The 21,312-nt window shown below is 71.1% G+C and carries 19 protein-coding genes; 11 read left to right on the forward strand and 8 right to left on the reverse strand.

Going from position 1 to position 21,312, the window contains the following annotated elements:
• The 5 genes from L6E12_RS17845 to L6E12_RS17865 form a co-directional block, all read right to left on the reverse strand.
• Positions 1-843, reverse strand: a complete 843-nt coding sequence (locus L6E12_RS17845; protein WP_236229052.1) for a hypothetical protein — start codon at positions 841-843, stop codon at positions 1-3.
• A complete protein-coding gene (locus L6E12_RS17850; RefSeq protein ID WP_236229053.1) occupies positions 843-4,862 on the reverse strand; it encodes an AAA domain-containing protein in 4,020 nt (1,339 codons plus the stop codon). Before L6E12_RS17850 ends, L6E12_RS17845 begins: the two co-directional genes overlap by 1 nt.
• A gap of 200 nt (positions 4,863-5,062) precedes the next feature.
• On the reverse strand, positions 5,063-5,743 hold the full coding sequence (shbA, locus tag L6E12_RS17855; protein ID WP_236229054.1) for an RNA polymerase sigma factor ShbA: 681 nt from the start codon (positions 5,741-5,743) through the stop codon (positions 5,063-5,065).
• A gap of 141 nt (positions 5,744-5,884) precedes the next feature.
• Positions 5,885-6,448, reverse strand: coding sequence for a glucosaminidase domain-containing protein (locus tag L6E12_RS17860; RefSeq protein ID WP_236229055.1), 564 nt, complete (start codon positions 6,446-6,448; stop codon positions 5,885-5,887).
• A gap of 157 nt (positions 6,449-6,605) precedes the next feature.
• Complete coding sequence (locus L6E12_RS17865; protein WP_236229056.1) at positions 6,606-7,568, reverse strand: SDR family NAD(P)-dependent oxidoreductase; 963 nt, start codon at positions 7,566-7,568, stop codon at positions 6,606-6,608.
• Positions 7,569-7,653: 85 nt separating this feature from the next.
• Here L6E12_RS17865 and L6E12_RS17870 point away from each other — a divergent pair, with 85 nt between their 5' ends.
• A complete protein-coding gene (locus tag L6E12_RS17870) occupies positions 7,654-8,832 on the forward strand; it encodes an RtcB family protein (RefSeq protein ID WP_236229057.1) in 1,179 nt (392 codons plus the stop codon).
• A gap of 338 nt (positions 8,833-9,170) precedes the next feature.
• Here L6E12_RS17870 and L6E12_RS17875 read toward each other — a convergent pair whose 3' ends face one another.
• Together L6E12_RS17875 and L6E12_RS17880 are read right to left on the reverse strand one after the other, a co-directional pair.
• The gene (locus L6E12_RS17875; RefSeq protein WP_236229058.1) at positions 9,171-9,521 is read right to left on the reverse strand and encodes a metallopeptidase family protein; all 351 of its coding nucleotides are present in this window, start codon (positions 9,519-9,521) and stop codon (positions 9,171-9,173) included.
• 1 nt (position 9,522) lies between these two features.
• Positions 9,523-10,431 carry a septum formation family protein gene (locus tag L6E12_RS17880; RefSeq protein ID WP_236229059.1) on the reverse strand — a complete coding sequence of 303 codons (909 nt, stop codon included), beginning with the start codon at positions 10,429-10,431 and terminating at the stop codon, positions 9,523-9,525.
• Positions 10,432-10,623: 192 nt separating this feature from the next.
• Here L6E12_RS17880 and L6E12_RS17885 point away from each other — a divergent pair, with 192 nt between their 5' ends.
• From L6E12_RS17885 to serS, 4 genes are all read left to right on the forward strand, one after another.
• Positions 10,624-11,271 carry a hypothetical protein gene (locus L6E12_RS17885; RefSeq protein ID WP_308074938.1) on the forward strand — a complete coding sequence of 216 codons (648 nt, stop codon included), beginning with the start codon at positions 10,624-10,626 and terminating at the stop codon, positions 11,269-11,271.
• A gap of 1 nt (position 11,272) precedes the next feature.
• Positions 11,273-12,439 (forward strand): glutathionylspermidine synthase family protein, encoded by a 1,167-nt coding sequence (locus L6E12_RS17890; protein WP_236229060.1) that lies wholly within the window; start codon positions 11,273-11,275, stop codon positions 12,437-12,439.
• Between the two features lie 34 nt (positions 12,440-12,473).
• A complete protein-coding gene (locus tag L6E12_RS17895) occupies positions 12,474-12,974 on the forward strand; it encodes a DUF350 domain-containing protein (protein ID WP_236229061.1) in 501 nt (166 codons plus the stop codon).
• A gap of 93 nt (positions 12,975-13,067) precedes the next feature.
• The gene (serS, locus tag L6E12_RS17900; protein ID WP_236229062.1) at positions 13,068-14,327 is read left to right on the forward strand and encodes a serine--tRNA ligase; all 1,260 of its coding nucleotides are present in this window, start codon (positions 13,068-13,070) and stop codon (positions 14,325-14,327) included.
• A gap of 66 nt (positions 14,328-14,393) precedes the next feature.
• Here serS and lhgO read toward each other — a convergent pair whose 3' ends face one another.
• A complete protein-coding gene (lhgO, locus tag L6E12_RS17905; protein WP_236229063.1) occupies positions 14,394-15,572 on the reverse strand; it encodes an L-2-hydroxyglutarate oxidase in 1,179 nt (392 codons plus the stop codon).
• A 42-nt stretch (positions 15,573-15,614) separates the two neighbouring features.
• On the opposite strand from lhgO, the gene L6E12_RS17910 reads away from it, so the two are divergent.
• From L6E12_RS17910 to L6E12_RS17935, 6 genes are all read left to right on the forward strand, one after another.
• On the forward strand, positions 15,615-16,931 hold the full coding sequence (locus L6E12_RS17910) for a lipopolysaccharide biosynthesis protein (RefSeq protein ID WP_236229064.1): 1,317 nt from the start codon (positions 15,615-15,617) through the stop codon (positions 16,929-16,931).
• A gap of 79 nt (positions 16,932-17,010) precedes the next feature.
• Entirely contained in the window at positions 17,011-17,790 is a 780-nt protein-coding gene (locus L6E12_RS17915; RefSeq protein ID WP_236229065.1) for a glycosyltransferase family 2 protein, read from the forward strand.
• Positions 17,790-18,149: a DUF2304 domain-containing protein gene (locus L6E12_RS17920; RefSeq protein ID WP_236229066.1), complete on the forward strand. Its 360-nt coding sequence runs from the start codon at positions 17,790-17,792 to the stop codon at positions 18,147-18,149. The genes L6E12_RS17915 and L6E12_RS17920 overlap by 1 nt, the downstream gene beginning before the upstream one ends.
• The gene (locus tag L6E12_RS17925) at positions 18,146-19,069 is read left to right on the forward strand and encodes a glycosyltransferase (protein ID WP_236229067.1); all 924 of its coding nucleotides are present in this window, start codon (positions 18,146-18,148) and stop codon (positions 19,067-19,069) included. Before L6E12_RS17920 ends, L6E12_RS17925 begins: the two co-directional genes overlap by 4 nt.
• A gap of 53 nt (positions 19,070-19,122) precedes the next feature.
• The gene (locus L6E12_RS17930; RefSeq protein WP_236229068.1) at positions 19,123-19,728 is read left to right on the forward strand and encodes a methyltransferase domain-containing protein; all 606 of its coding nucleotides are present in this window, start codon (positions 19,123-19,125) and stop codon (positions 19,726-19,728) included.
• Between the two features lie 166 nt (positions 19,729-19,894).
• On the forward strand, positions 19,895-21,202 hold the full coding sequence (locus L6E12_RS17935) for a hypothetical protein (RefSeq protein ID WP_236229069.1): 1,308 nt from the start codon (positions 19,895-19,897) through the stop codon (positions 21,200-21,202).
• The last annotated feature ends 110 nt before the right edge of the window (positions 21,203-21,312 follow it).

Consider the following 21,312-nt stretch of genomic DNA (forward strand, 5'->3'; position numbering starts at 1 on the left):
TCACCCCAGGGTCGCCACCTTGGCCTCGAGGTCGTTCATGATCGCCTGGACGGGTCCCCAGCACAGCATCACGCTGTCTTCGTCGAACGTCGCGCCCTTGGTCAGTTGGGCGTTGGGGTGGATGAAGTTGCGGTACTCGCGAACCTTGTGCGAGAAGTCCTTGGCGTCGAGCTGGATGAACCCCTTGTCGTGGGCGCAGTTGATGAGGATCTCCAGGGTCGCGCCGCGGGCGTTCACCATGCCCTTGCCACCGCGGAAGCCGTTCTCGCGGCAGTCGGCGTCCCACCGGGTCAGCACGGCCAGCAACAGGCCCTCGATGAAGCTGCCGATGCCGATGATCGCCAGCGTGTAAGCGCCATTGCGCTCGCAGATCCTGGCTTCGCCCGCCCGGCCCGCGAGCAGGTCGACCACGCCGGGCTCGTCGAGCAGCGCGGCGATCCTGGCGTGCAGGTCGGTCGGTTCGGCGAAGTGCGGGGCCTCGCTGGAGCCCAGCAGCGAGCCGACCACCGGCCGACCGGCCACCAGGGAGACGGTCAGGCCCTCGGCGCGCAGGACGTCGTTGACCGCCGCCCGGAAGGTCTCCGCGATCACCACCTCGCCGCCGTACTCCAGCGGGTCGCAGATCCGGCGGATCAGCCGCTCCACGGCGTGCCGGTCCTCGGCGTGCTCCTCGATCAGCTCGCGGACGTAGCTGCCGCGGTAGCCGTAGAAGTCCGGCACGTCCTTCCAGCCCGCGCGCTTGAACAGCTCGGTCAGCTTCCAACTGGAGCGCTCGTAGGCGCCGCCGTCATCCACGATGACCTCGGCGAGGCGCTCGATGGTGACCGGGTCGAGGGGGAACATCAGTGCGCGGTCCTTCCCTGGGCGTGCTGGGTCATGGCGTACGCGGCTTCCAGCCGCTCGCGGATCCGCGGTCCCATCCTGGTGAAGCCGAGTTCGTCCTTGGCCTGGGTCAGCCGGGTTTCGCGGTCGATCAACCGCTGGTCGCCCAGCAACCAGTCGAACAGCGCCACCAGTTCGGTGTCGAGGTACTCGGCGATGCTCGCCCGGCGGGGGATGGCGGGCCGAGGGCCGCGCTGCACCTCGGTGACCTCGCGGCGGGCGACCGGTGCGGCGACGGGGGCGGGTGGGCGGTTCGCGTCGTCGACCGCCCGGCGCCAAGCGGCGACGACCCTGGCGGTCTCGCCCCCCGGGTCGCGGAACCAGTCCGTCGACCAGACCCGCAGGAACCGCCAGCCCAGGTTCTCCAGGTGCCCCTGTCGCAACCGGTCGCGGTCCCGGGCGCTGTGCCCGGCGTGGTAGCGCTTGCCGTCGGTCTCGACCGCCAGCACCATCCGCCCCGGCTCGTCGGGGTGGGCGAGCGCGAAGTCGATCCAGTACCCGCTCACCCCCCACTGCGGGTGCACGTCGATGCCCTCCTCGCGCAGGGCGTGCAAGACGCTGGTCTCCAACCCGTTCAACGGGGTCGGCCTGCTGTGCCCGATCCGATCGAGGCGCTGGTCGGTGGCGGCGAACTCGAGGAACTGGCGGAGGAGTTCCGGGCCGATGTTCTTGGTGGCGTTGGGTTCCATCTCGTAGTGGGAGAACGAGCTGACCACGGTCATCCGCGCCTTGGCCCGGGTGATGGCGACGTTGAGCCTGCGTTCCCCGCCCTCGTGGCCGAGGTTGCCGAAGTTCATGTTCACCCGGCCGGTCGCGGCCTTGGGCTTGCCGACGGACAGGATGATCGCGTCCCGCTCGTCGCCCTGCACCCGTTCCAGGTTCTTCACGAAGAAGCGCTTGCCCGGCGCCTTCTCGTCGGAGAAGAACGCCTCCAGCTCCGGCTCCTCCGCCCTGGCCTGGCGCAGCGCGCGCTCGATCGCTTCGGAGTGCTTGGCGCCGAAGGCGATCACGCCCAGCGTCTCGTCGGGGCGGGTGCGCGCGTGCTCCATCACCAACTCGGCGACCTTCGCCACCTCAGCCGATGCGATACCGCTCTGGCCGGGTGCCGCGTACCCGTCCACGACCACGGACGTGAGCGGGCTCTCCGCGTGGCAGCCGGGGAACGTCACGAGCTTGTTGTCGTAGATCTTGCGGTTGGAAAACGCGATCAGCCGCTCGTCGCGGCTGCGGTAGTGCCAGGTCAGGGTGTGTTCGGGGAGCACGGCGCTGAGCACGGCCAGGATCGACTCGTAGTTGCCGATGTCGTCGGCCTCGTCCTCGTCGTCCGCGGTGTCGGTGTGCAGGATCCGTTGGAAGACCCGGGTCGGCGGCAACTGCTTCGGGTCGCCCGCGATCACCAGCTGCGCGCCGCGCATGATCGAGGTGACCGCGTCGTGCGGCTCGATCTGGCTGGCCTCGTCGAAGATCACCAGGTCGAACAGGCGGGCAGCGGGCAGCATCCTGCTGACCACCAGCGGTGACATCGCCCAGCAGGGGTGCACGGCCAGCAGCACGTCCGGCGCCTGCTCGACCAACTTGCGCAGCGGGATGTGCCGGGACTTCTTGTTGGCCTCCCGCTGTACGAGTTGCCCTTGGTCGCGGTGGTTGTCCCTGGCGTGGTGCAGCTTCTCGGCGACGAGCCTGCGCACCCGGCGCCGGTTCGTCGCCAGGTGCTCCAGGTCGCGGTCGACGTACTGGCCGACCACGTCGTTGTGCTGGCGGCCGACGAACTCGCGGAACGCGGGCACCTGGAGCGTGAACTCGTCGAGCAGCGACGCCAACCAGGCGTGCCGGAACAGGTCGATGGCCCGGTCCGCGTCGAGGTCCTGGCGCGCGACCTCGTCCAGTAGCGGCCCGAGCCCGAGCGCCTCCAGGTACTTCGTGTCCTGGTTGATCCGGAGGATGTGGTGCAGCGTTCCCCGGTCCGCGTCCAACTCGGCCAGCTTGCTCTCCACCTGCGCCGTCGGCTGGGTGGTGATGTCGCCGAGCCGAACGCACAGCGCCACGGCGGCCAACTGGTTTCGCACCTGCCCGAACCTGCCCATGATCTGGGCCAGGTCCATCACCTGCATCGGCCTGCTGCGGCCCTGGGACAGGTGGTGCCAGGTCGCGCGCTCCTCGTGCACGCGCAGCAGCGCCGCGTGCAGCCCCGGCCCGGTGAGCCCGGACCGGGAGAGCGCGGTCCCGTGCTTGCGCAGCTTTCGCCGCTCCCAGAAGCCGACCGGCAGTCCGACGCCCTTGCGGAACGCGCGGGTGCCGGTGGCCACGAGCATCCGGTCCAGGTCGACCCCGTAGACCTCGGCGTTGAATTCGGCGACCGAGCGGCTGACCCCGTCGAGCAGGTCCAGCAGGCTCTGCCACTGGTTGAGGTCCGCGGGCCGGGGGAAGCCGAGCTGACCGACCAGCCGGTCCATGTCACTGGTGCTCTGCCTCAGCGTCCCGGCGGTCAATTCGTCGAGCTGGAACAGCACGCGCCGGACGTCTTCCTCTTGGTGCACGTCCGCGTCCGCCCAGGGCGACTCGCGGCGGCGGATTCGCAACCCGCCGCGGTTGACGAAGCCGCGCAGGGTGTCCTCCACCCGGTCCACGGTCTGCTGGTCGAGCTGGTTCAGCCCGGGTGTGCGCACCCGGAGCCGGGACGCCGCCGCGGGCGGCATGGACACCAGCCGGTCCTGGACCTGGAACGGGCTCAGACCCCACGGCGCGATCGGCTCGTGCAGTACCCGGGAATGTGCGTTGGTCTCGTTCCGCAGCGTGATCAGCCGCTCGTGCAGGCTCTCCACGGGCTGTGGCAGCTCGCCCGCCGCACGCTCCAGGCTCGCCGAGAGCTGCTGGGCCACCTGCTTGCGGCTGATCTTCTTCTGGTGCAGGTCGAAGACCAGTCCGCCGAGGTCGACGTCGGCGAGCCGCTGGGTCACCGCCTCGATGGCCGCGCGCTTCTCGGCGACGAACAGCACCCGCTTCCCGAGCGCCGCCGCCCCGGCGATGATGTTCGCGATCGTCTGGCTCTTGCCCGTGCCCGGCGGCCCGACGATCACCGCGTTGTGGCCCGCCAGCGCCGCGCTGACCGCCCGCTGCTGCGAGGAGTCCGCATCCTGTACCAGGAACTCGTCACGTGGGTGGATGTCGTCAGTCGCCGGGATGCCGCCGAGGTCAGCCATCGCCAGGTCCTGCATGGCGGGCTGGTGGCCTGCCAGCGCGGCGACGATCGTGCTGCTCGCCAGCAGGTCGGTCGCGGACTTGAGGTCGTTGACCATCGGTAGCTTGTCGTAGCTGAACAGGCCGACGGCGGCGCACGCCTCATACGTCACAGCCAGGTCGGGAACCCGCGTGGTGATGGCCGCGAACACCCGCTCGGCGGGGTCGTCGCCCGCACCGCACTCGGCGATGACCGCGCTGAGCATGTCCTCCATCTCGTCCACGTCGAAGTCGGCGTGGAACTCGCGCTCCAAGGCGTGCAGCAGCACGGGGTTCGGTTCCAGGTCCTCGACCGCCTCGAGGAAGAAGTCCGACTCCCCGGGACCGCCACCGGTGATGGTGACGCCGCGCAGCACCAGCGGTGCTCGCAGGACCAGTTGACCGCCCACCGCGCGCACCGTGGGGGCGGGCGTGCGCAACAGGCCGAAGCCGATCTTGCCCGCCTCGATGCCCTGCTCCTCGTCGAGTTCCTGCACCTTGCGCCGGAGGACGCGCATCCTCGAGACCGCGCGCTTGAACGGTTCCGGGTCGGTTATCAGCGCACTCAGCCGCACCTTCGCCCCGGCGCGCAGGTCGGCGAGCGTTCTCGGTGGTGCGGCGCTGAGGTCGACCGCCCCCGCGGCCTTGGCGGGGTCGAAGGACAGCAGGGTGTTGCGCTGGTCGAGCTGGATCAGCTCGCGAGCCCAGGAGTCGGCTTTGTCGCCGATGATCCGATCGAGTTCGGGGGTGACTGTGGAGGTCACGCCGGTCGCACCTTCCGTCGGCTGGCTGTACCTGGCAGCACCAGGTCAGCGCCCACCTGCGGAAGGCGAGCCGTACAACGTACCAGAGTCGGATGGCATGTCCATGCCGCCATCTGGGCGTACGACACGTGGCTTCTGGGCGCACCCGGTACCGGCTCGGGTAATCGCGCAGAGCGGTCGAATCATTACCGAGGATGAGCTCAGGCGCGGGCGAGGGTCTTGCGGAGGCGGTTGAGGGCGCGGTGCTGGGCGACGCGGATCGCCTCGGCGGTGGTGCCGATGACGTCGGCGGTTTCCTGGGCGGACATGCCCATGACCACGCGCATGACGAGGATGTCGCGCTGGCGCTCGGTGAGGCTGCGCAGGAGGACGCCGGTCTGCTCGACCAGTTCGTGGCGCAGGGTGAGCTGCTCCGGGCCGTCCTCGGTGGACGGGACGTCGGGGGCGTCGGCGATGGGGTCGGACTTGTCGCGGGTGTTGGCGCGGTGGACGTCGGCGACCTTGTGCGCGGCGATGCCGTAGACGAAGGACAGGAACGGGCGGCCGAGCTGCTGGTAGGTGGGCAGGGCGCGGAAGACCGCCAGGCACACCTCTTGCGCCACGTCGTCCGCGCTGCTGACCGAGCGGGGCAGCCTGCCCAGCTTGGCGCGGCAGTAGCGCACGACGAGCGGCCGGAGGAAGCGCAGCAGGCCGTCGACCGCCGTGGTCTCGCCCCGGATCGCGGCGGCGACCACCTCGTCGAGGTTGTCCCGCTCGACCGGGGCCGGGGCGCGGCGGACCGGCAGCACGACCCCGGTCACGACCCCGGTCGGCGACGTGACCCCGGTCAGCGACGCTTCGAGGGCGGCGAGCTCCTCGTCCAGCGCAATCGTGCCCAACATCGCGTTCCTCCCACGCCGTGGTGATCTCTCACCCGTTGTAGAGCGCGGGGCGTGGCGGGAAATACAGGACATTGGGCCCTATTTTCACGCCAAAGGACTAATCCTGGTCGATGTGGGTGCGCGTTGCGGTCGGGCGATCACTCACGGCTGCGGGGCGTCGAACCGGTAAAGGTCGTTGTCCTGCATCAGCTTGATGACCTTGTCGGCGTAGGTGGGGTCGGTGGCGTACTTCTTGGCGACCTCGGTGACGAACGCGTTCGCGTCACCCGCGAGGGGGAGGGCGGCGGCGTAGTGGTCGCTGGTGGTGATCAGGCGGCCGTAGTCGCGGAACGAGGCGGTCATGGACTCGTACGTGCGGAAGGACGCCGTCGTCGGGTGGCACTCCGGGGTGCACTCGGTGGTGGGGTACTCGCGGCAGCCGTTGGCCACCGGGCCGGGGCCCGCGGTGGTGCACTTGAAGCCGAAGTAGTTGCGGTCCTGCACGGCGAGTCTGCTCCGGCCCCAGGCCGATTCGAGGATGGACTGCGCCGCGGTCACCGACGCCGGGATCTTGAACTCCGCGGCGACCGCCCGCGCCGCGGGTTCGGCCGCCTTCAGGTATCCCGGATCCGGTGCGGCGGCGACCGCCGATGCCCGAACCTGGTTCTGGTCCACCACGTCCGCATCGGCGCCCGCCGCGGGGATCGCGAGCACGGCCGTGGCCACCAACCCCAACAGTGCTCCGGTCGTGCGTCGGGCCCGGGTTCCGATATGCATGATCGCTCCCTCCGCTCGGTGTCCTATGAGCGTCGGTGCAGGTCAGGCGGGTCGCAACCGGTGGTAACCCGATGCGGTGAGAACTGATTGGATGCGGGAAAACCGGTTAAACAGTAAGGCCGGTTTCCGCCTCGCACAGCTCCCACAGCGCCCGCCGGGCCGCCGGGTCGTCGTGCTGCCAGGGGGCGAAGTGGGTGGGCCGGACCCGGCGGTCGTGCCAGAAGCCGCCGGTCTCCCGGTGCGCCTGCGGGGCGGCGGCGAGCCACACGACCGTGTCGGCGCCCTCCTCGGGGGTGCGCAGCAGCGGGCCCATCACCCGGTTGAACCCGGGCAGCGACGAGGTCACCCCGGGGGTGTCGGCCCAGCCGGGGTGGGTGCTGTGCACGACCACGCCGTCCGCCGCCAACTCCTGCGCCCACAGCTCGGCCAGCACGACCTGCGCCCGCTTGGTCCTGGCGTAGGCCTTGGTGCCGGAGTAGTCGCCCCGCCGGTACTGCGGGTCCTCCGGGTGCAGTGCCGCCGCGTACATCCCGCCGGAGGTCACGAACACCACCCGGCCCTTCGCCGCCGCCAGCGCCGGGCGCAGCAGGCCGGTGAGCAGGTGCGGGCCGAGCACGTGCGTGGCCAGGGCGACCTCGTTGCCCTCCGCGGTCTCCCGGCGCTCGGGCGGCAGCGTGCCCGCGTTGTGGACGAGCACGTCCAGGCTGCCGTGCGCGGTGCTGAACCGCTCGGCGAACGCCCGCACCGAACCCAGGTCCGACACGTCGCACTCGTGCAGCTCCAGGTGCGCGCCGGGCACCCGCTCGGCCACCTCCAGCCGCGCCCGCTCGCCCTTGACCGCGTCCCGGACCAGCATGTGCACCGTGGCACCCAGCCCGGCCAGACCGGCGACCGCCGCCTTGCCAAGGCCGGAGTTGGCCCCGGTGACCAGCGCCGAGCAGCCGTCCAGGGCGCCCGGTTCCGGGTCGGCGGGCCAGAAGCGGCTGCGCACGCGGTAGCCGATCCTCGTGTACCCGGGCACGACGGCCCGGTCCAGCACGGTGTCCAGGATGTCGGTCGCCTTGCCCATGGCGTTGACGCTAGTGCGCCACCGGCCACCGCGCCTGTCGAGAAACCGTTCGCCCACCAGGAGATCCGCTGCCTATCCTCGCCGCATGGCAGCGACCACGATTCCCGGGCAGCACGTCGACATCCGCCTGTGGGCCCGACCGGAGGCGGTCGAGGACCTGGCGATGCGGCAGTTGCAGAACATCGCCGCACTGCCGTGGGCGTACAAGCACGTCGCCGTCATGCCCGACGTCCACTACGGCAAGGGCGCCACGGTCGGCTCCGTCATCGCCATGCGCGGTGCCGTCTCGCCCGCCGCGGTCGGTGTGGACATCGGCTGCGGCATGTCCGCGGTCCGCACCTCCCTCACCGCCACCGACCTGCCCGCCGACCTGTCCCGGCTGCGCTCGCGCATCGAGGCGAAGGTCCCCGTGGGCTTCGGGATGCACAAGGACGAGGCCTTCGGCGACCGCGACGGCAGCGGCTGGAAGGACTTCTGGCACCGCTTCGACGCGCTGACCCCGGTGGTGCGCAAGGAAAGCGGGCGCGCGCTCAAGCAGATGGGCACCCTCGGCGGCGGCAACCACTTCATCGAGGTCTGCCTCGACGAGGGCGGCCGGGTCTGGTTGATGCTGCACTCCGGGTCCCGCGGGATCGGGAACCTGTTGGCGCAGCACCACATCGAGGTCGCCCGCGGGCTCGCGCACAACGCGGCACTGCCCGACCCGGACCTCGCCGTGTTCATCGCCGACACCCCGCAGATGGCCGCCTACCGGCACGACCTGTACTGGGCGCAGGAGTACGCCCGCCGCAACCGCGCGGTGATGATGCGCCTGGTCTGCGACGTGGTGCGCCGCGAATTCCCGGCGGTCCGGTTCGAGGACCCGATCTCGGTGCACCACAACTACGTCGCCGAGGAGACCCACTTCGGCGAGGAGGTCCTGGTCACCCGCAAGGGCGCCATCCGCGCGGGCCGCGGCGACCTCGGGATCATCCCGGGGTCGATGGGCACCGGGTCCTACATCGTCCGCGGGCTGGGGAACCCGGACTCGTTCGAGTCGGCGTCGCACGGCGCGGGTCGGCGGATGTCGCGCAACAAGGCGCGCAAGCAGTTCACGCCGGACGACCTGGCCGAGCAGACGGCGGGCGTCGAGTGCCGGAAGGACTCCGGGGTGGTGGACGAGATCCCGGCCGCCTACAAGGACATCGACGACGTGATCGCCGAGCAGAGCGACCTGGTGGAAGTGGTCGCGAAGCTCAAGCAGGTGGTGTGTGTGAAGGGGTAGGCGCTTTGCGGAGCGCCGGGATTTTGCTGCGTGTCTTGCCGTGCTTTGGAAGCCCGGTCGTTTGGTGGGGATGCCCGGGTGGGTGGATCTGCTCGGGCGGGGCCCCTACAGCGATCATGTGCCCAGTGTGACCGAGTGGGGCTGAAGAGATGCCCCACAGCCCAGGCAGGCTTGCACATGATCGCCACCCCCACCCAAGCAAATCCACCCACCCGGGCATTTTCGTAGCCGGGCCTGCGGTTGCGGGGGTGGCTGGTTTTCGCTGCGCCTCGGTGGGGTTTTGGGTGGCTGGCCGACAGGCTGGCGGGTGGCTGGGGCTGGTCGGGTGGGTGCCCGGGTCAGCCCCAGCCGAGTTCGTGCAGGGTTTCCTCGTCCACGCCGAAGTGGTGGGCGATCTCGTGCACCACGGTGACCGCCACCTCGTCGACCACGTCGTCCTCCGACTCGCAGATGTCGAGGATGGCGTCGCGGTAGATGAAGATGCGGTCGGGGAGGTGGCCGCCGTAGTCGGAGAGGCGTTCGGTCAGGGCTATGCCGTGGTAGAGGCCGAGGAGGGTGGGGTCGTCCCGGTCGCGGTCCTCGACCAGGACGACGACGTTGTCCATGGCCTTGGCGAAGTCCGGTGGGATGAGGTCGAGCGCGTCGGCCACCAGTTCCTCGAACCGCTGGCGCGTCATCTCGATCGGCACGTCAGCCGCCTGCGGGGGGCGCAGTGGTCGAGGTGGGGGCGGTGGTGGTGGGCGCCGGGACGTTCGCGCCGCGCACGCTGTTGGTGATCGGGGCGAGCCCGCCGCCGCCGGGGAGCTTCGCGCCGACCTTGCAGTCGACCTTGCGGGAGCCCGCCGCCCAGCTCTCGGGCTTGAGGGTGTCGGAGTAGAGGGTCAGCTTCTTCGCCGCCAGGTCGGCGCCGCCGGTGTAGGCCGCGCTGACCTGGTTGCACAGCTCGACGGCCTTCTCGGTCTGCTGGTCCTCGGTCGGGTAGTCGGCCGGGAACGCCTCGGTCAGGTCGACGTTGCCGACGATCTCGAACGCGTGCTCCTTGCTGCAGTCGATCGGGTCGCCGATCTTCTGCTCCACCAGGGCCAGGCAGGTGCCGGGGGTGTGCACGTCGGACTGGTCGCTGCGGGCGGCGGTGCCCTCGTTGTGGGTCAGCGCACCGGACGGGGCGACGGTCTGCACACCGCAGCGCAACTTCCGGTCACCGTCCGCCCACTGGGTGTCACTGGGCTTGAGCGCGTTCACCGTGTACTTCCCGAACGGGTCCAGCTTGCCGCCCAGGTAGGTGGTGGCGCCGGGGGTGCACTTGGTCTCGGCGATCTCCTGCCAGGTCGCCGTGTCCGGCACCGGGGCGTTCTCCGGGTGGTCGGCGGCGATGTCGACCGTGCTGGTCACCTCGAACAGGTGCGGCCCGGCGCAGTCGACGACCTTGATGTCCTGCCCGTCCGGGGGCGTCCAGTCCAGGCAGCTACCGGTCGGCGCCTCGAACGCGGCCTCGCGCTCCCGCTCCGCGGTGGTCACCCCGCCGCCGGTCGCCACCGGCCAGGAGAACAGCATGCTCAGGACCAGGAGCAGCAGCGAACCGGCCAGGGCCCCGACCATCAGCAGCCGAGTCCTCGCCGTTTTGTCGTCCGACCGAAACCAGTCGCCGCTCGCAAGCATCACACCCATGATGCCGTGTCCGGCCCCCGGGCGCGGTCACCGACCCCGGGAGAAGGCGAATCAGGTTGCGATCGGGACAATCATCCGACGTCAGCGGGCTCGGGTCGGTACTCTTCGCGCCGGGAGTGGTTCATGACTGACAACAACAAGCCAGACAACTCGGGCACGCCACAGGGCTCCACGCCGGAGCGGGCGAACCCGCAGGTCAACGACGGTTCCGCCCAGCCCGGGCAGCAGGCGGGGCCCCCGCCCGAGCGAAAGCGGGGCTCCGTCAACTTCCAGGACGCCTCGACCACGGCGCCGCGCGAGCCCACGCTGGCCGAGCAGCGCGCCCGCCGCGACGCCCAGCGGCGCGAGCGGGAGGCGGAACTGGCCGAGTACGAGGAGGCCGAGCGCAAGCGCAAGCTGCGCAAGCGCGTCCTCATCGGCGCGGGCGTCACCGTCGGCGTGGTGGCCGTGGTCGCGGTCATCTACGCGGCGGCCACCCCGGACGAGGTGACCGCCACCTGCACCGACTCCAACGGTGTGGTCGTCGACGACGACTACTGCGACTCCAGCTACGCCTCCAGCCACGGCGGGTACTCCAGCGGCGGCTTCATCTACATCGGCGGCAGCTCCTACCGGTACAACTACGGCGGCACCGGCAGGGTCGGCCAACCGGTCAGCGGCGGCAGCTACACCGCGCCCTCGGGCAACACGTCGGTGAAGACCGCCTCCGGCAAGTCGGTGCAGCGCGGCGGCCTCGGGGTCGGCGGCAGCGGGAAGAGCTCGGGTAGCTGAGGTGCGCAGAGAACGCTCCACCCCCCGCCCGGACTGGCGCAAGAAGATCGAGTCGCAGGGCCTGGTCTTCGGCAGCCCCGCCCGCTACGGCGGCGGCGGCCAGCGCCCGTACTGGGACGAGTCGGTCCACTACGTGTTCGACATGGACGAGGTCCTGTCCATCGAGGCCGACGTGGAACTGCTGCACTCGATGTGCCTGGAGGCCGTCGACAACATCGTGCTGACCGAGCGCTACCGCGACTTCGGCATCCCGGAGTGGACCTGGCCGAAGATCGCCGAGTCCTGGAAGCGCGCCGACCCGCACATCTACGGCCGCTTCGACCTGCGCTACGACGGCTCCGGCCCGGCCAGGCTGCTGGAGTACAACGCCGACACCCCCACCTCCCTGCTGGAGGCGGCGATCGTGCAGTGGTACTGGAAGACCGACGTCTACCCCGACGACGACCAGTGGAACTCCATCCACGAGAAGCTCGTCGAGCGCTGGGCCGAGGTGGCCGACAAGCTGCCGTCCAACGAGCTGCACTTCACCTGGTCGCAGTCGGACCCCAGCGGTGAGGACCACATCACCACCGCCTACCTGCAGGAGACCGCCGCCGAGGCGGGCATGGACACCATCGGCCTGGCCATCGAGGAGATCGGCTGGGACCCGGTGCTGCTGCGGTTCGTCGACCTGCGCGAGGCGCCGATGAACACGGTGATGAAGCTGTACCCGTGGGAGTGGATCGTCGACGAGGAGTTCGGCAAGCGGGTCGTGGAGTCGCAGCCGAAGACGCTCTGGGTCGAGCCGCTGTGGAAGATGCTGCTGTCGAACAAGGCGATCCTCGCGGTGCTGTGGGAGATGTACCCCGGGCACCCGAACCTGCTCCCGGCGTTCCTCGACCAGCCCGGACTGCTCACCGAGTACGTGCGCAAGCCCCGGCTGGGCCGCGAGGGCGCCAACATCCAGATCGTGGCCCCCGGCTACGAGACCCAGACCAGCGGTGTCTACGGCCAGGAGGGGTACGTCTACCAGGCCTTCGACCCGCTGCCGGACTTCGACGGGTACCGGCCCGCGCTCGGTGCCTGGATCGTCGGCGACCACGCGGCGGGCCTGGGCATCCGGGAGACCGCGGGCCTGGTCACCGACGACGGCGCGGCATTCGTCCCGCACCGGATTCCCCAGGCATGACCGGCATGACCAGTAGGAAGCTCATGGAGGACGTGTGACCATTCACCTCGCCGCGGTGTCCAGCATCGCCCTGCCCGACGGTTTCGGCTCCAGCCTGGGCAGAGGCATCGGCGCGATCGTCCTCTACGCGATCGTGGGCCTGGTGCTCATGCTGCTCGGGTTCTACGCCATCGACTGGACCACCCCGGGCAAGCTGTCCGCCCTGGTCCGCGACGGCAAGCCGAACGCCGTCATCGTCACCGCGTCCGGAATGCTGTCGATGGCGTTCATCATCGTGGTCGCCATCCTGTTCTCCTCCAGCGACCTGACCGCGGGACTGATCACCTCGGTGGTCTACGGCCTGGTCGGCATCGTCGCCCAGGTCCTGGCGGTCCGGACCCTGGAGTGGGTGACCAAGCTCGACGTCGGCGCCACCATCGAGGAGACCAGGTTCGCGCCCGCCAGCGTCGTCGTCGCGGCGGTGCACCTGGCCCTGGGCATGATCGTCGCGGTGGCCATCTCCGACTTCGGTGCCCTGATCAGCGCCAACACCTGATCCGCTGCCGTCGGGGGGCCGGGAGCGACTCGCTCCCGGCCCCCCGTGCTATCCGGTCGAAGTCCACCGGTGCGGCGGGCTAGGCTCGTCGGCGTGATTGACCTCAAGGTTCTGCGCGAAGACCCGGAGATCGCGCGCGCCTCGCAGCGGGCGCGCGGGGAGGACCCGGCGGCGATCGACGCGCTGCTGGCCGTCGACGAGCGGCGGCGGTCCGCGATCTCCCGCGCGGACAACCTGCGGGCGGAGCAGAAGCTCTTCGGCAAGCAGGTGGGCAAGGCCAGGGGCGAGGAGCGCGAGGCGCTGCTGGCCAAGGGCAAGGAGATGTCCGCCGAGGTCAAGGCCGCCGAGGCCGAGCAGGGCGAGGCGGCCAGGGCCTTCGACGCCGCGCACCGGGCGCTGCCGAACCTGGTGGACCCGGCCGCACCCGTCGGCGGCGAGGACGACTACGCCGTCCTGGAGCACGTCGGCACCCCGCGCGAGTTCGACTTCGAGCCGCTCGACCACCTGGACCTGGGCCTCAAGCTCGGCGCGCTCGACATGGAGCGCGGCGCCAAGGTGTCCGGGTCGCGGTTCTACTTCCTCACCGGGGTGGGCGCCCAGTTGCAGCTCGCCCTGCTGAACATGGCCGCCGCGCAGGCCACCGCGGCCGGGTTCACGCTGATGGTGCCGCCGGTGCTGGTGCGGCCGGAGATCATGGCGGGCACCGGCTTCCTCGGCGCGCACGAGGACGAGATCTACCGCCTCAAGGAGGACGACCTCTTCCTGGTCGGCACCTCCGAGGTGGCCCTGGCCGGCTACCACGCCGACGAGATCATCGACCTGGCGGGCGGCCCCAAGCGGTACGCCGGGTGGTCGACCTGCTTCCGCCGCGAGGCGGGCTCCTACGGCAAGGACACCCGCGGCATCATCCGGGTGCACCAGTTCGACAAGATCGAGATGTTCTCCTACTGCCGCCCCGAGGACGCCGACGCCGAGCACCAGCGGCTGCTGGCCTGGGAGAAGGAGATGCTGGCGAAGATCGAGGTCCCCTACCGGGTCATCGACACCGCCACCGGCGACCTGGGCACCAGCGCCGCCCGCAAGTTCGACTGCGAGGCGTGGGTGCCGACGCAGCAGGCCTACCGCGAGCTGACCTCGACCTCCAACTGCACCACCTTCCAGGCCCGGCGCCTGTCGGTGCGCTACCGGGACGAGAACGGCAAGCCGCAGACCGCCGCCACCCTCAACGGCACCCTGGCCACCACCCGCTGGATCGTGGCCATCCTGGAGAACCACCAGAACGCCGACGGGTCGGTCACCGTCCCCGCGGCGCTGCGCCCGTTCCTCGGCCTGGACGTCCTCCAGCCCAGGTAGCCGAACCGGGGACCACCGGTCCTTTCCGGACAGTGGTCCCCGGGGCCACCGGTCCGGGAGGGACGGTCAGAGCTGGTCGGCGATGTGCCTGCCGATCTCCAGGGCGCAGGTCGCCGCGGGGGAGGGGGCGTTGAGGACGTGCACCTGGTTCGGGGCCTTCTCGATGAGGAAGTCCTGGAGCAGGGTCCCGTCCGGCAGCAGCGCCTGCGCCCGCACCCCCGCCCCCGACGGCACGATGTCGTCCGCCCCGACCGCGGGCACCAGCTTCGCCAGGGAAGCGGCGAAGCGGCGGCGCGACAGCGAGCGCAGCACCTCGTCCACACCGGTCGGGTACGCGTACCTGCGGGCCAGGGCCCAGGTGCCGGGGAAGCGGACCGTCTCCGCGACGTCCGCGGCCGACACGTCCCGCCACCGGTAGCCCTCGCGCTTCAACGCCAGCACCGCGTTGGGCCCGGCGTGCACGCTGCCGTCGAGCATCCGCGTCAGGTGCACGCCCAGGAACGGCAGCGTCGCGTCCGGCACCGGGTAGACGAGCCCCCGCACCAGCGACGCGCGGGACGGCTTCAGCTCGTAGTACTCCCCGCGGAACGGGACGATCCTCGCCCGCGGCTTCACCCCCGCCATCCGGGCGATCCGGTCGCTGTGCAGGCCCGCGCAGTTCACCAGCGCGGACGCGCGCAGCACCTCCGCCCCCGTGGCCACCTCGACCCCGCCCGTCGAGCCCGCGCGGATGCCCAGTACCGGGGTGGACAGGCGCAGGTCCGCACCCGCCCGCTCCAGCTCGCCGACCATGGCGGCGCAGACGGCCGGGAAGTCGATGATGCCCGTGCTGTCCACCCGCAGCGCCGCCACGCAGGCGACCTCCGGTTCGTGCTCGCGGGCCTCCGCCGCCGAGATCACCCGGACCGGCACGCCGTTGGCCTCGGCCCGCTCCGCCAGCACCCGCAGCGCGGGTAGCTGGGACTCCTCGGTGGCCACGACGAGCTTGCCGCACCGCTGGAACGGCACACCGTGCTCGCGGGCGTACTCGGCCATCGACCTGTTGCCCGCCACCGACATGCGGGCCTTCACCGAACCGGGCGCGTAGTACAGCCCGGCGTGCACGACGTTGGAGTTGTGCCCGGTCTGGTGGGCGGCCCAGCGCGGTTCCTTCTCCAGCACGGTCACCGAACGACCACGCGCGGTCAGCTCCCTGGCCGTCGCCAGCCCGAGGACCCCGCCGCCGACCACCAGCACATCTCGCACCCGGGCAGTTTAGGTGCTGCCCGCGTTCTCTACGGTTGCCCGGTGGCGCGACTCAAGAACCTCTTCGGCCCGGCCGTGCTGATGGCGGCGGGCCTTGGCGTCGTCGGCGTCGCCGGGTACGGGTTCATCGGGCTGACCGGGCACACCCTGCCCGCCGCCGACGCGGCGGCCCTGGCCAGCCTGTACCTGCTGGTCAACATCATCGGCCCCGGGCTGTTCGTGGCGCTGGAGCAGGAGACCAGCCGGGCCACCAGCGCCCGGCTCGCGGTCGGCGGCGAGCTGCGGCCGGTGGTCCGGCACGCGCTGCTGCACGGCCTGATCATGCTCGTGGCCGTCCTCGCGCTGCTGGGGGCGATCTCCCCGGTGCTGACGGCGCGGGCCCTCGGCGGGCAGTGGGGGCTCTTCGCGGCGGTGGTGCTCAGCGTGGTCACCTCCGCCGGGGTCTACCTGGTGCGCGGCCTGCTCGGCGGCAGGCAGCGGTTCCACGGCTACGCGGCCACCCTCGGCGTCGAGGGGATCGCCCGGCTGCTGCCGTGCGCGGTGATCGCGGTCAGCGGACCCGACGGGGTGCTCTACGCGCTCGCGTTCGCCGCCGGTTCGGGGTTCGGCGCGCTGGCGGGCCTGCCCGGGCTGCGCGCCAGGACCGTCGTCGACGTCCACCTCCCCGGTGAGGGCGGGCGGGGCGGTGACCCGGAGGCGAGCACGTTCGCCAGCATGGGGCGGGGGCTGCTGCTGCTGGTCGTCGGCACGTTGCTGATGCAGCTCGTGGCGAACCTGGCGCCCATCGTCGTCACCTCGCGCCTGGTGTCCGACCCGGCCACCGCCCAGGCGTTCGCCTCGGCGTTCGTGCTGGTCCGGGTGCCGCTGTTCCTGTTCGCGCCGGTGCAGGCGATGCTGCTGCCCGGCATCACCCGGGCCGCCACCACCGGCGACACCGCCACCGTGTGGGCCCGGCTGCGGCTGGTCCTGCTGGCGGTCGCGGGCATCGGCGTGCCCGCCGCGGTCCTCTCCTTCACCGTGGGGCCGCTGGCGGCGCGGCTGTTCTTCGGCGCCGAGGTGGACCTGGCGGGCGCGGTCGTCGGCCTGCTCGGCGTCGGCACGATCGCGCTGATGGTCGCCCAGGTCCTGCAACCCGGCCTGGTCGCCTTCGGCTCGCACCGGTACGTCACCGCGGCCTGGGTGCTGGGAACGGTCGTGCTGGTCGGGCTGCTGTTCCTGCCAGGAGACCCGCTGCGCGCGGCCATCGCCGCCCAGCTCGCCGCCTCGGTCGCGGTGGTGGCGGTCATGTCCGTCGGGCTGTTCCGCGCGATCCGGGGCGCCACCCGCGCCACCCCGCCCGCGGTGGCCGTCGGCGGCTGAGCCGCCATACCCGAGGTGCTCCCGGACCGGACCGAGGGTCCGCGCCGCGCTGGGTGGGCGTCCCATTACCCTGCAACGCGTGTCCGAGACAGTCGTGCCGGCTTCCGTCCGCGCACTCATCGTCGTCCCCGCGTGGAACGAAGAGCAGTCCGTCGGCGAGACCGTGCGCGAGATCCGCTCCGCCGTGCCCACCATCCCCGTGCTCGTCGTCAGCGACGGCTCCACCGACCGCACCGTCGAGCAGGCCAGGGCCGCGGGCGCGCTGGTCCTGGAACTGCCCTACAACCTCGGCGTCGGCGGTGCCATGCGCGCGGGCTTCCGCTACGCCGTGCGCCACGGCTTCACCGCCGCCATCCAGGTCGACGCGGACGGCCAGCACAACCCGGCCGAGGTGCCGCAGCTCCTGACCGGGCTGGCCGAGGCCGACATCGTCATCGGCGCCCGGTTCGCCCAGGACGACGAGTACCGCGTCCGCGGTCCGCGCCGGTGGGCGATGGTCGTGCTGGCGAAGGTGCTGTCCTGGCTGGCCAAGACCAAGCTGACCGACGCCACCTCCGGCTTCAAGGTCACCGGCGGCCGGGCGCTGCCGCTGTTCGCCGAGCACTACCCGGTGGAGTACCTCGGCGACACGATCGAATCGATGGTGATCGCGCTGCGCTCCGGCTGCACCGTCACCCAGCTCCCCGTGCGCATGCGCCCGCGCCGCGGCGGCAACCCCAGCCACCGCCCGTTCAAGTCGGCGATCTACCTGTTCCGCGCCTTCTTCGCGCTGCTGCTGGCGCTGATCCGGCGCTGGGACGTCTCGGTCAACACCGTTCCGCTGCCGACCCCGGTGGCCAGGAAAGGCGGGGTCGCCTGATGAGCAGCACCTACGTGATCGGCCTGATCGGCAGCGTGCTGGTGCTCGCGGGCATCGTGGAGATGCTGCGCAGGCGCCAGCTCAGCGAGAAGTACGCCGTGCTGTGGCTGGTGGTCGGCCTGCTGCTGCTGGTCTTCACCGTCTTCCCCGGCACGCTGGCGTCGATCGCGGCGCTGATCGGGGTGGCCATCCCGACCAACCTGCTGTTCTTCGTCGGGCTGATCTTCCTGACCGGCGTCGGCCTGCACCTGTCCTGGGAGCTGTCGCGGCTGGAGGACGAGACGCGCAAGCTCGCCGAGGACCTGGCCATCCTGCGGCTCGACGTCGAGCAGCAGCGGCAGGACCGGATCGAACCGTGACCGGGCCGGACAGCCCGACGATCGACAGTCCGACGATCGACATCGTGATGCCGTACTACGGCGACGTGGCGCTCATGCAGGCCGCCGTGCGCAGCGTGCTGGCCCAGGACGACCCCCACTGGCGGCTGACCGTCGTCGACGACGGCACCGCCGACGGCGTGCCGGAGTGGTTCGCGGGCCTCGGCGACGACCGGGTGCGCTACCAGCGCAACGAGGTCAACCTGGGCGTCACCGGCAACTTCAACAAGTGCCTGGCCCTGGCCGAGCACGAGCGCGTGGTCATCCTGGGCTGCGACGACCTGCTGCTGCCCAACTACGTCGGCCTGGTCCGCGCCGTGCATGCCGAGCACCCGGGCGCGGGCATCATCCAGCCCGGCGTGCGGGTCATCGACGGCTCGGGGGCGGAGATCCGCACCCTGGTCGACGAGGCCAAGCGCCGGGTCTACGCGCCCAAGGTCCGCGGGCGCCTCCTGCTCAGCGGTGAGGACCTCGCGGTGAGCCTGCTGCGCGGTGACTGGCTGTACTTCCCGTCGCTGTGCTGGAAGACCGAGGCCATCCAGGCGGTCGGCTTCCCCGAGCACCTCAAGGTCATCCAGGACCTGGCGCTGCTGGTGGAGCTGGTGCGCCGCGGCGAGAGCCTGGTCGTGGACGAGACCACCGCCTTCTGCTACCGCAGGCACGCGAGCAGCGAGTCGTCGTGGTCGGCCGCCGACGGCTCCCGGTTCACCGAGGCGGGCCAGTTCTTCACCGACACCGCCGACCGCATGGCCGAGCACGGCTGGCCGAGGGCGGCCGGGGTGGCCCGCAGGCACGTGTCGTCGCGGATCTTCGCCCTGACGATGCTGCCGCAGGCCCTGCGCCAGCGGGCCGGCGTCGGCCCGCTCACCAGGCACGTCTTCGGGTCCGGTCGCCGCCCCTGAACGATCCGAGGGGCGGTGTGACCCCCTTCTCAGCATCGGCTACCGTTCCGCAGGTGGCATCCCCGGAATCGACTGACGGCCAGGAGTACACCGATCGCCTGGCGCGGCTCGAAGGTCCCCGCTGGAAGCAGGTCCTGGACGTCCAGGCCCCCTACCGCTGGAACGTGCGGCGCCTGTTCGGCGAACGGGAGGTGCTCGACGTCGGCTGCGGCATCGGCCGCAACCTCGGGCACCTCGCGCCGCACGGCGTCGGCGTCGACCACAACGAGCACTCGGTGCAGGTGTGCCGCGACCGCGGCCTGACCGCGTTCACCACCGCCGAGTTCTTCGACACCGAGTACGCGACCGAGGGCCGCTACGGCGGCATGCTGGCCGCGCACCTGGTCGAGCACATGCCCAGGGAGCAGGCGGTGGAGGTGCTGCGCGGCTACCTGCCCTACCTCGCCCCCGGCGCGAAGGTCGTGCTGATCTGCCCGCAGGAGAAGGGGTACACCACCGACAGCACGCACGTGGCGTTCACCGACTTCGACGGCCTCGCCGACGTCGCGACGCAGCTCGGCCTCACCGTCGACCGCCGCATCTCCTTCCCGCTGCCGCGCGCGGCGGGCAAGGTGTTCCCGTACAACGAGTTCGTGCTCGTGGCGACCACGCCGCACTGACCCGGACGACCCCCGCGGGTGGCGGCGCCGAGCCGCCCCCGCGACCCGCCGCGGAAAATCTCACTCAAAAGGCGTAGCGCCGGACCCCCTCCACTCGATACGAAGACCGCAGCAGGTACGAGCCTGCCGCACCGCGTCTTCATCGAGTGAACAACTGGGGTACTTCTTGCGAATCACAACAACAGCGGTCCGCCGCGCCCTGACGGCGGCCACCGCCTCGGTGGCACTGGTGGCCCTCGTCGCGCCCGGCACGGCAGCCGCGGGACCGCGCAGTTCCGCCGACCCGACTCCGCCGACGGCGCAGGGGCGGTCCGCCGACGCGGACCCCGCCGAGGCGCCCGAGATGGCCGACGTGGCCGCGCGGGCCGCCGCCGGTGACGGCGCGGCCTTCACCCCGATCAACCCGGTCCGGGTGCTCGACACCCGGGAGGCCATCGGCGTCCCCGGCCACGTGCCGGTCGGTCCCGGCGGCACGGTCACGCTCAACCTGAGCAACGCGGTCCCCGCCGACGCGGTCTCCGTGGTGCTGAACGTGACCGGCGTGACGGGCAACTCCGGCACCTACATCACGGCCTACCCGGCGGGCTTCGACAAGCCGGACGCGTCGAACGTGAACCTGGTCCCGAACTCGGCCCGGTCCAACGCCGTGACGGTGCTGCTGGGTTCGGCGGGCGCGGTCAACCTCTTCAACTTCCTCGGTGACACCCACATCATCGCCGACCTGGCCGGGTACTACCAGTACGGCTCCGGGTCGCTGTACAACGCCAAGACCCCGCTGCGCATCCTCGACACCCGCAACAACGGCGGTCCGATCGGCCAGCGCGACACCCGCGCGCTGCGCGTGCGCGACTTCGTCCCCGCCACCGCCGACGCGGTGGTGCTCAACCTGACCGGTGTCACCCCGACGATCGGCACCTACGTCACCGCCTACCCCGGCGGCGGCGCGAAGCCGGAGGTGTCCAACCTCAACCTGCTCCCGGGCCAGGTGGCGCCGAACCTGGTGACGGTGCCGATCGGCAAGGACGGCAACGTCAACCTGTACAACCACAACGGTTCCGTGCACCTGGTCGCCGACCTGGCCGGGTACTACGACACGCAGTCCGGTGCGGAGTTCTACCCGGGCGACCCGTTCCGGATGGTCGACAGCCGCACGGACCCCGGCCTGGGGATCGTCGGCCCCGACGAGTACGTGTACTACGACCTGAGCGAGGTCTTCGGCGGCTTCACCGCGATGGTGTTCAACCTGACCGGCACCGAGCCGTCCACGGGGACCTACCTGACCGCGTACCCGCTGAACCGGGGCATCCCGTTCGCGTCGAACCTGAACCTGGCACCGGGTGAGACGGCGGCGAACCTGACCATCACGGCGTTCGACAGCGACACCACCATCGCCGTGTCCAACCGCTACGGCTACTCCCACATGCTCTGGGACTTCGCGGGCGTCTTCGGCCCGATCGTCTCCGCGAGCAACTGATCACCCCGCCCGGGCGACCGGGCTGAGCGCACGGGTCAGGCCCGGGACCACCGAGTCCCGGGCCTGGCTCGTCCCGGTGATCCACTATCGTGCGCCAGGGCGCGGCCCCC

Source organism: Actinokineospora sp. PR83 (genome assembly GCF_021056305.1).
Lineage (GTDB): Bacteria > Actinomycetota > Actinomycetes > Mycobacteriales > Pseudonocardiaceae > Actinokineospora > Actinokineospora spheciospongiae.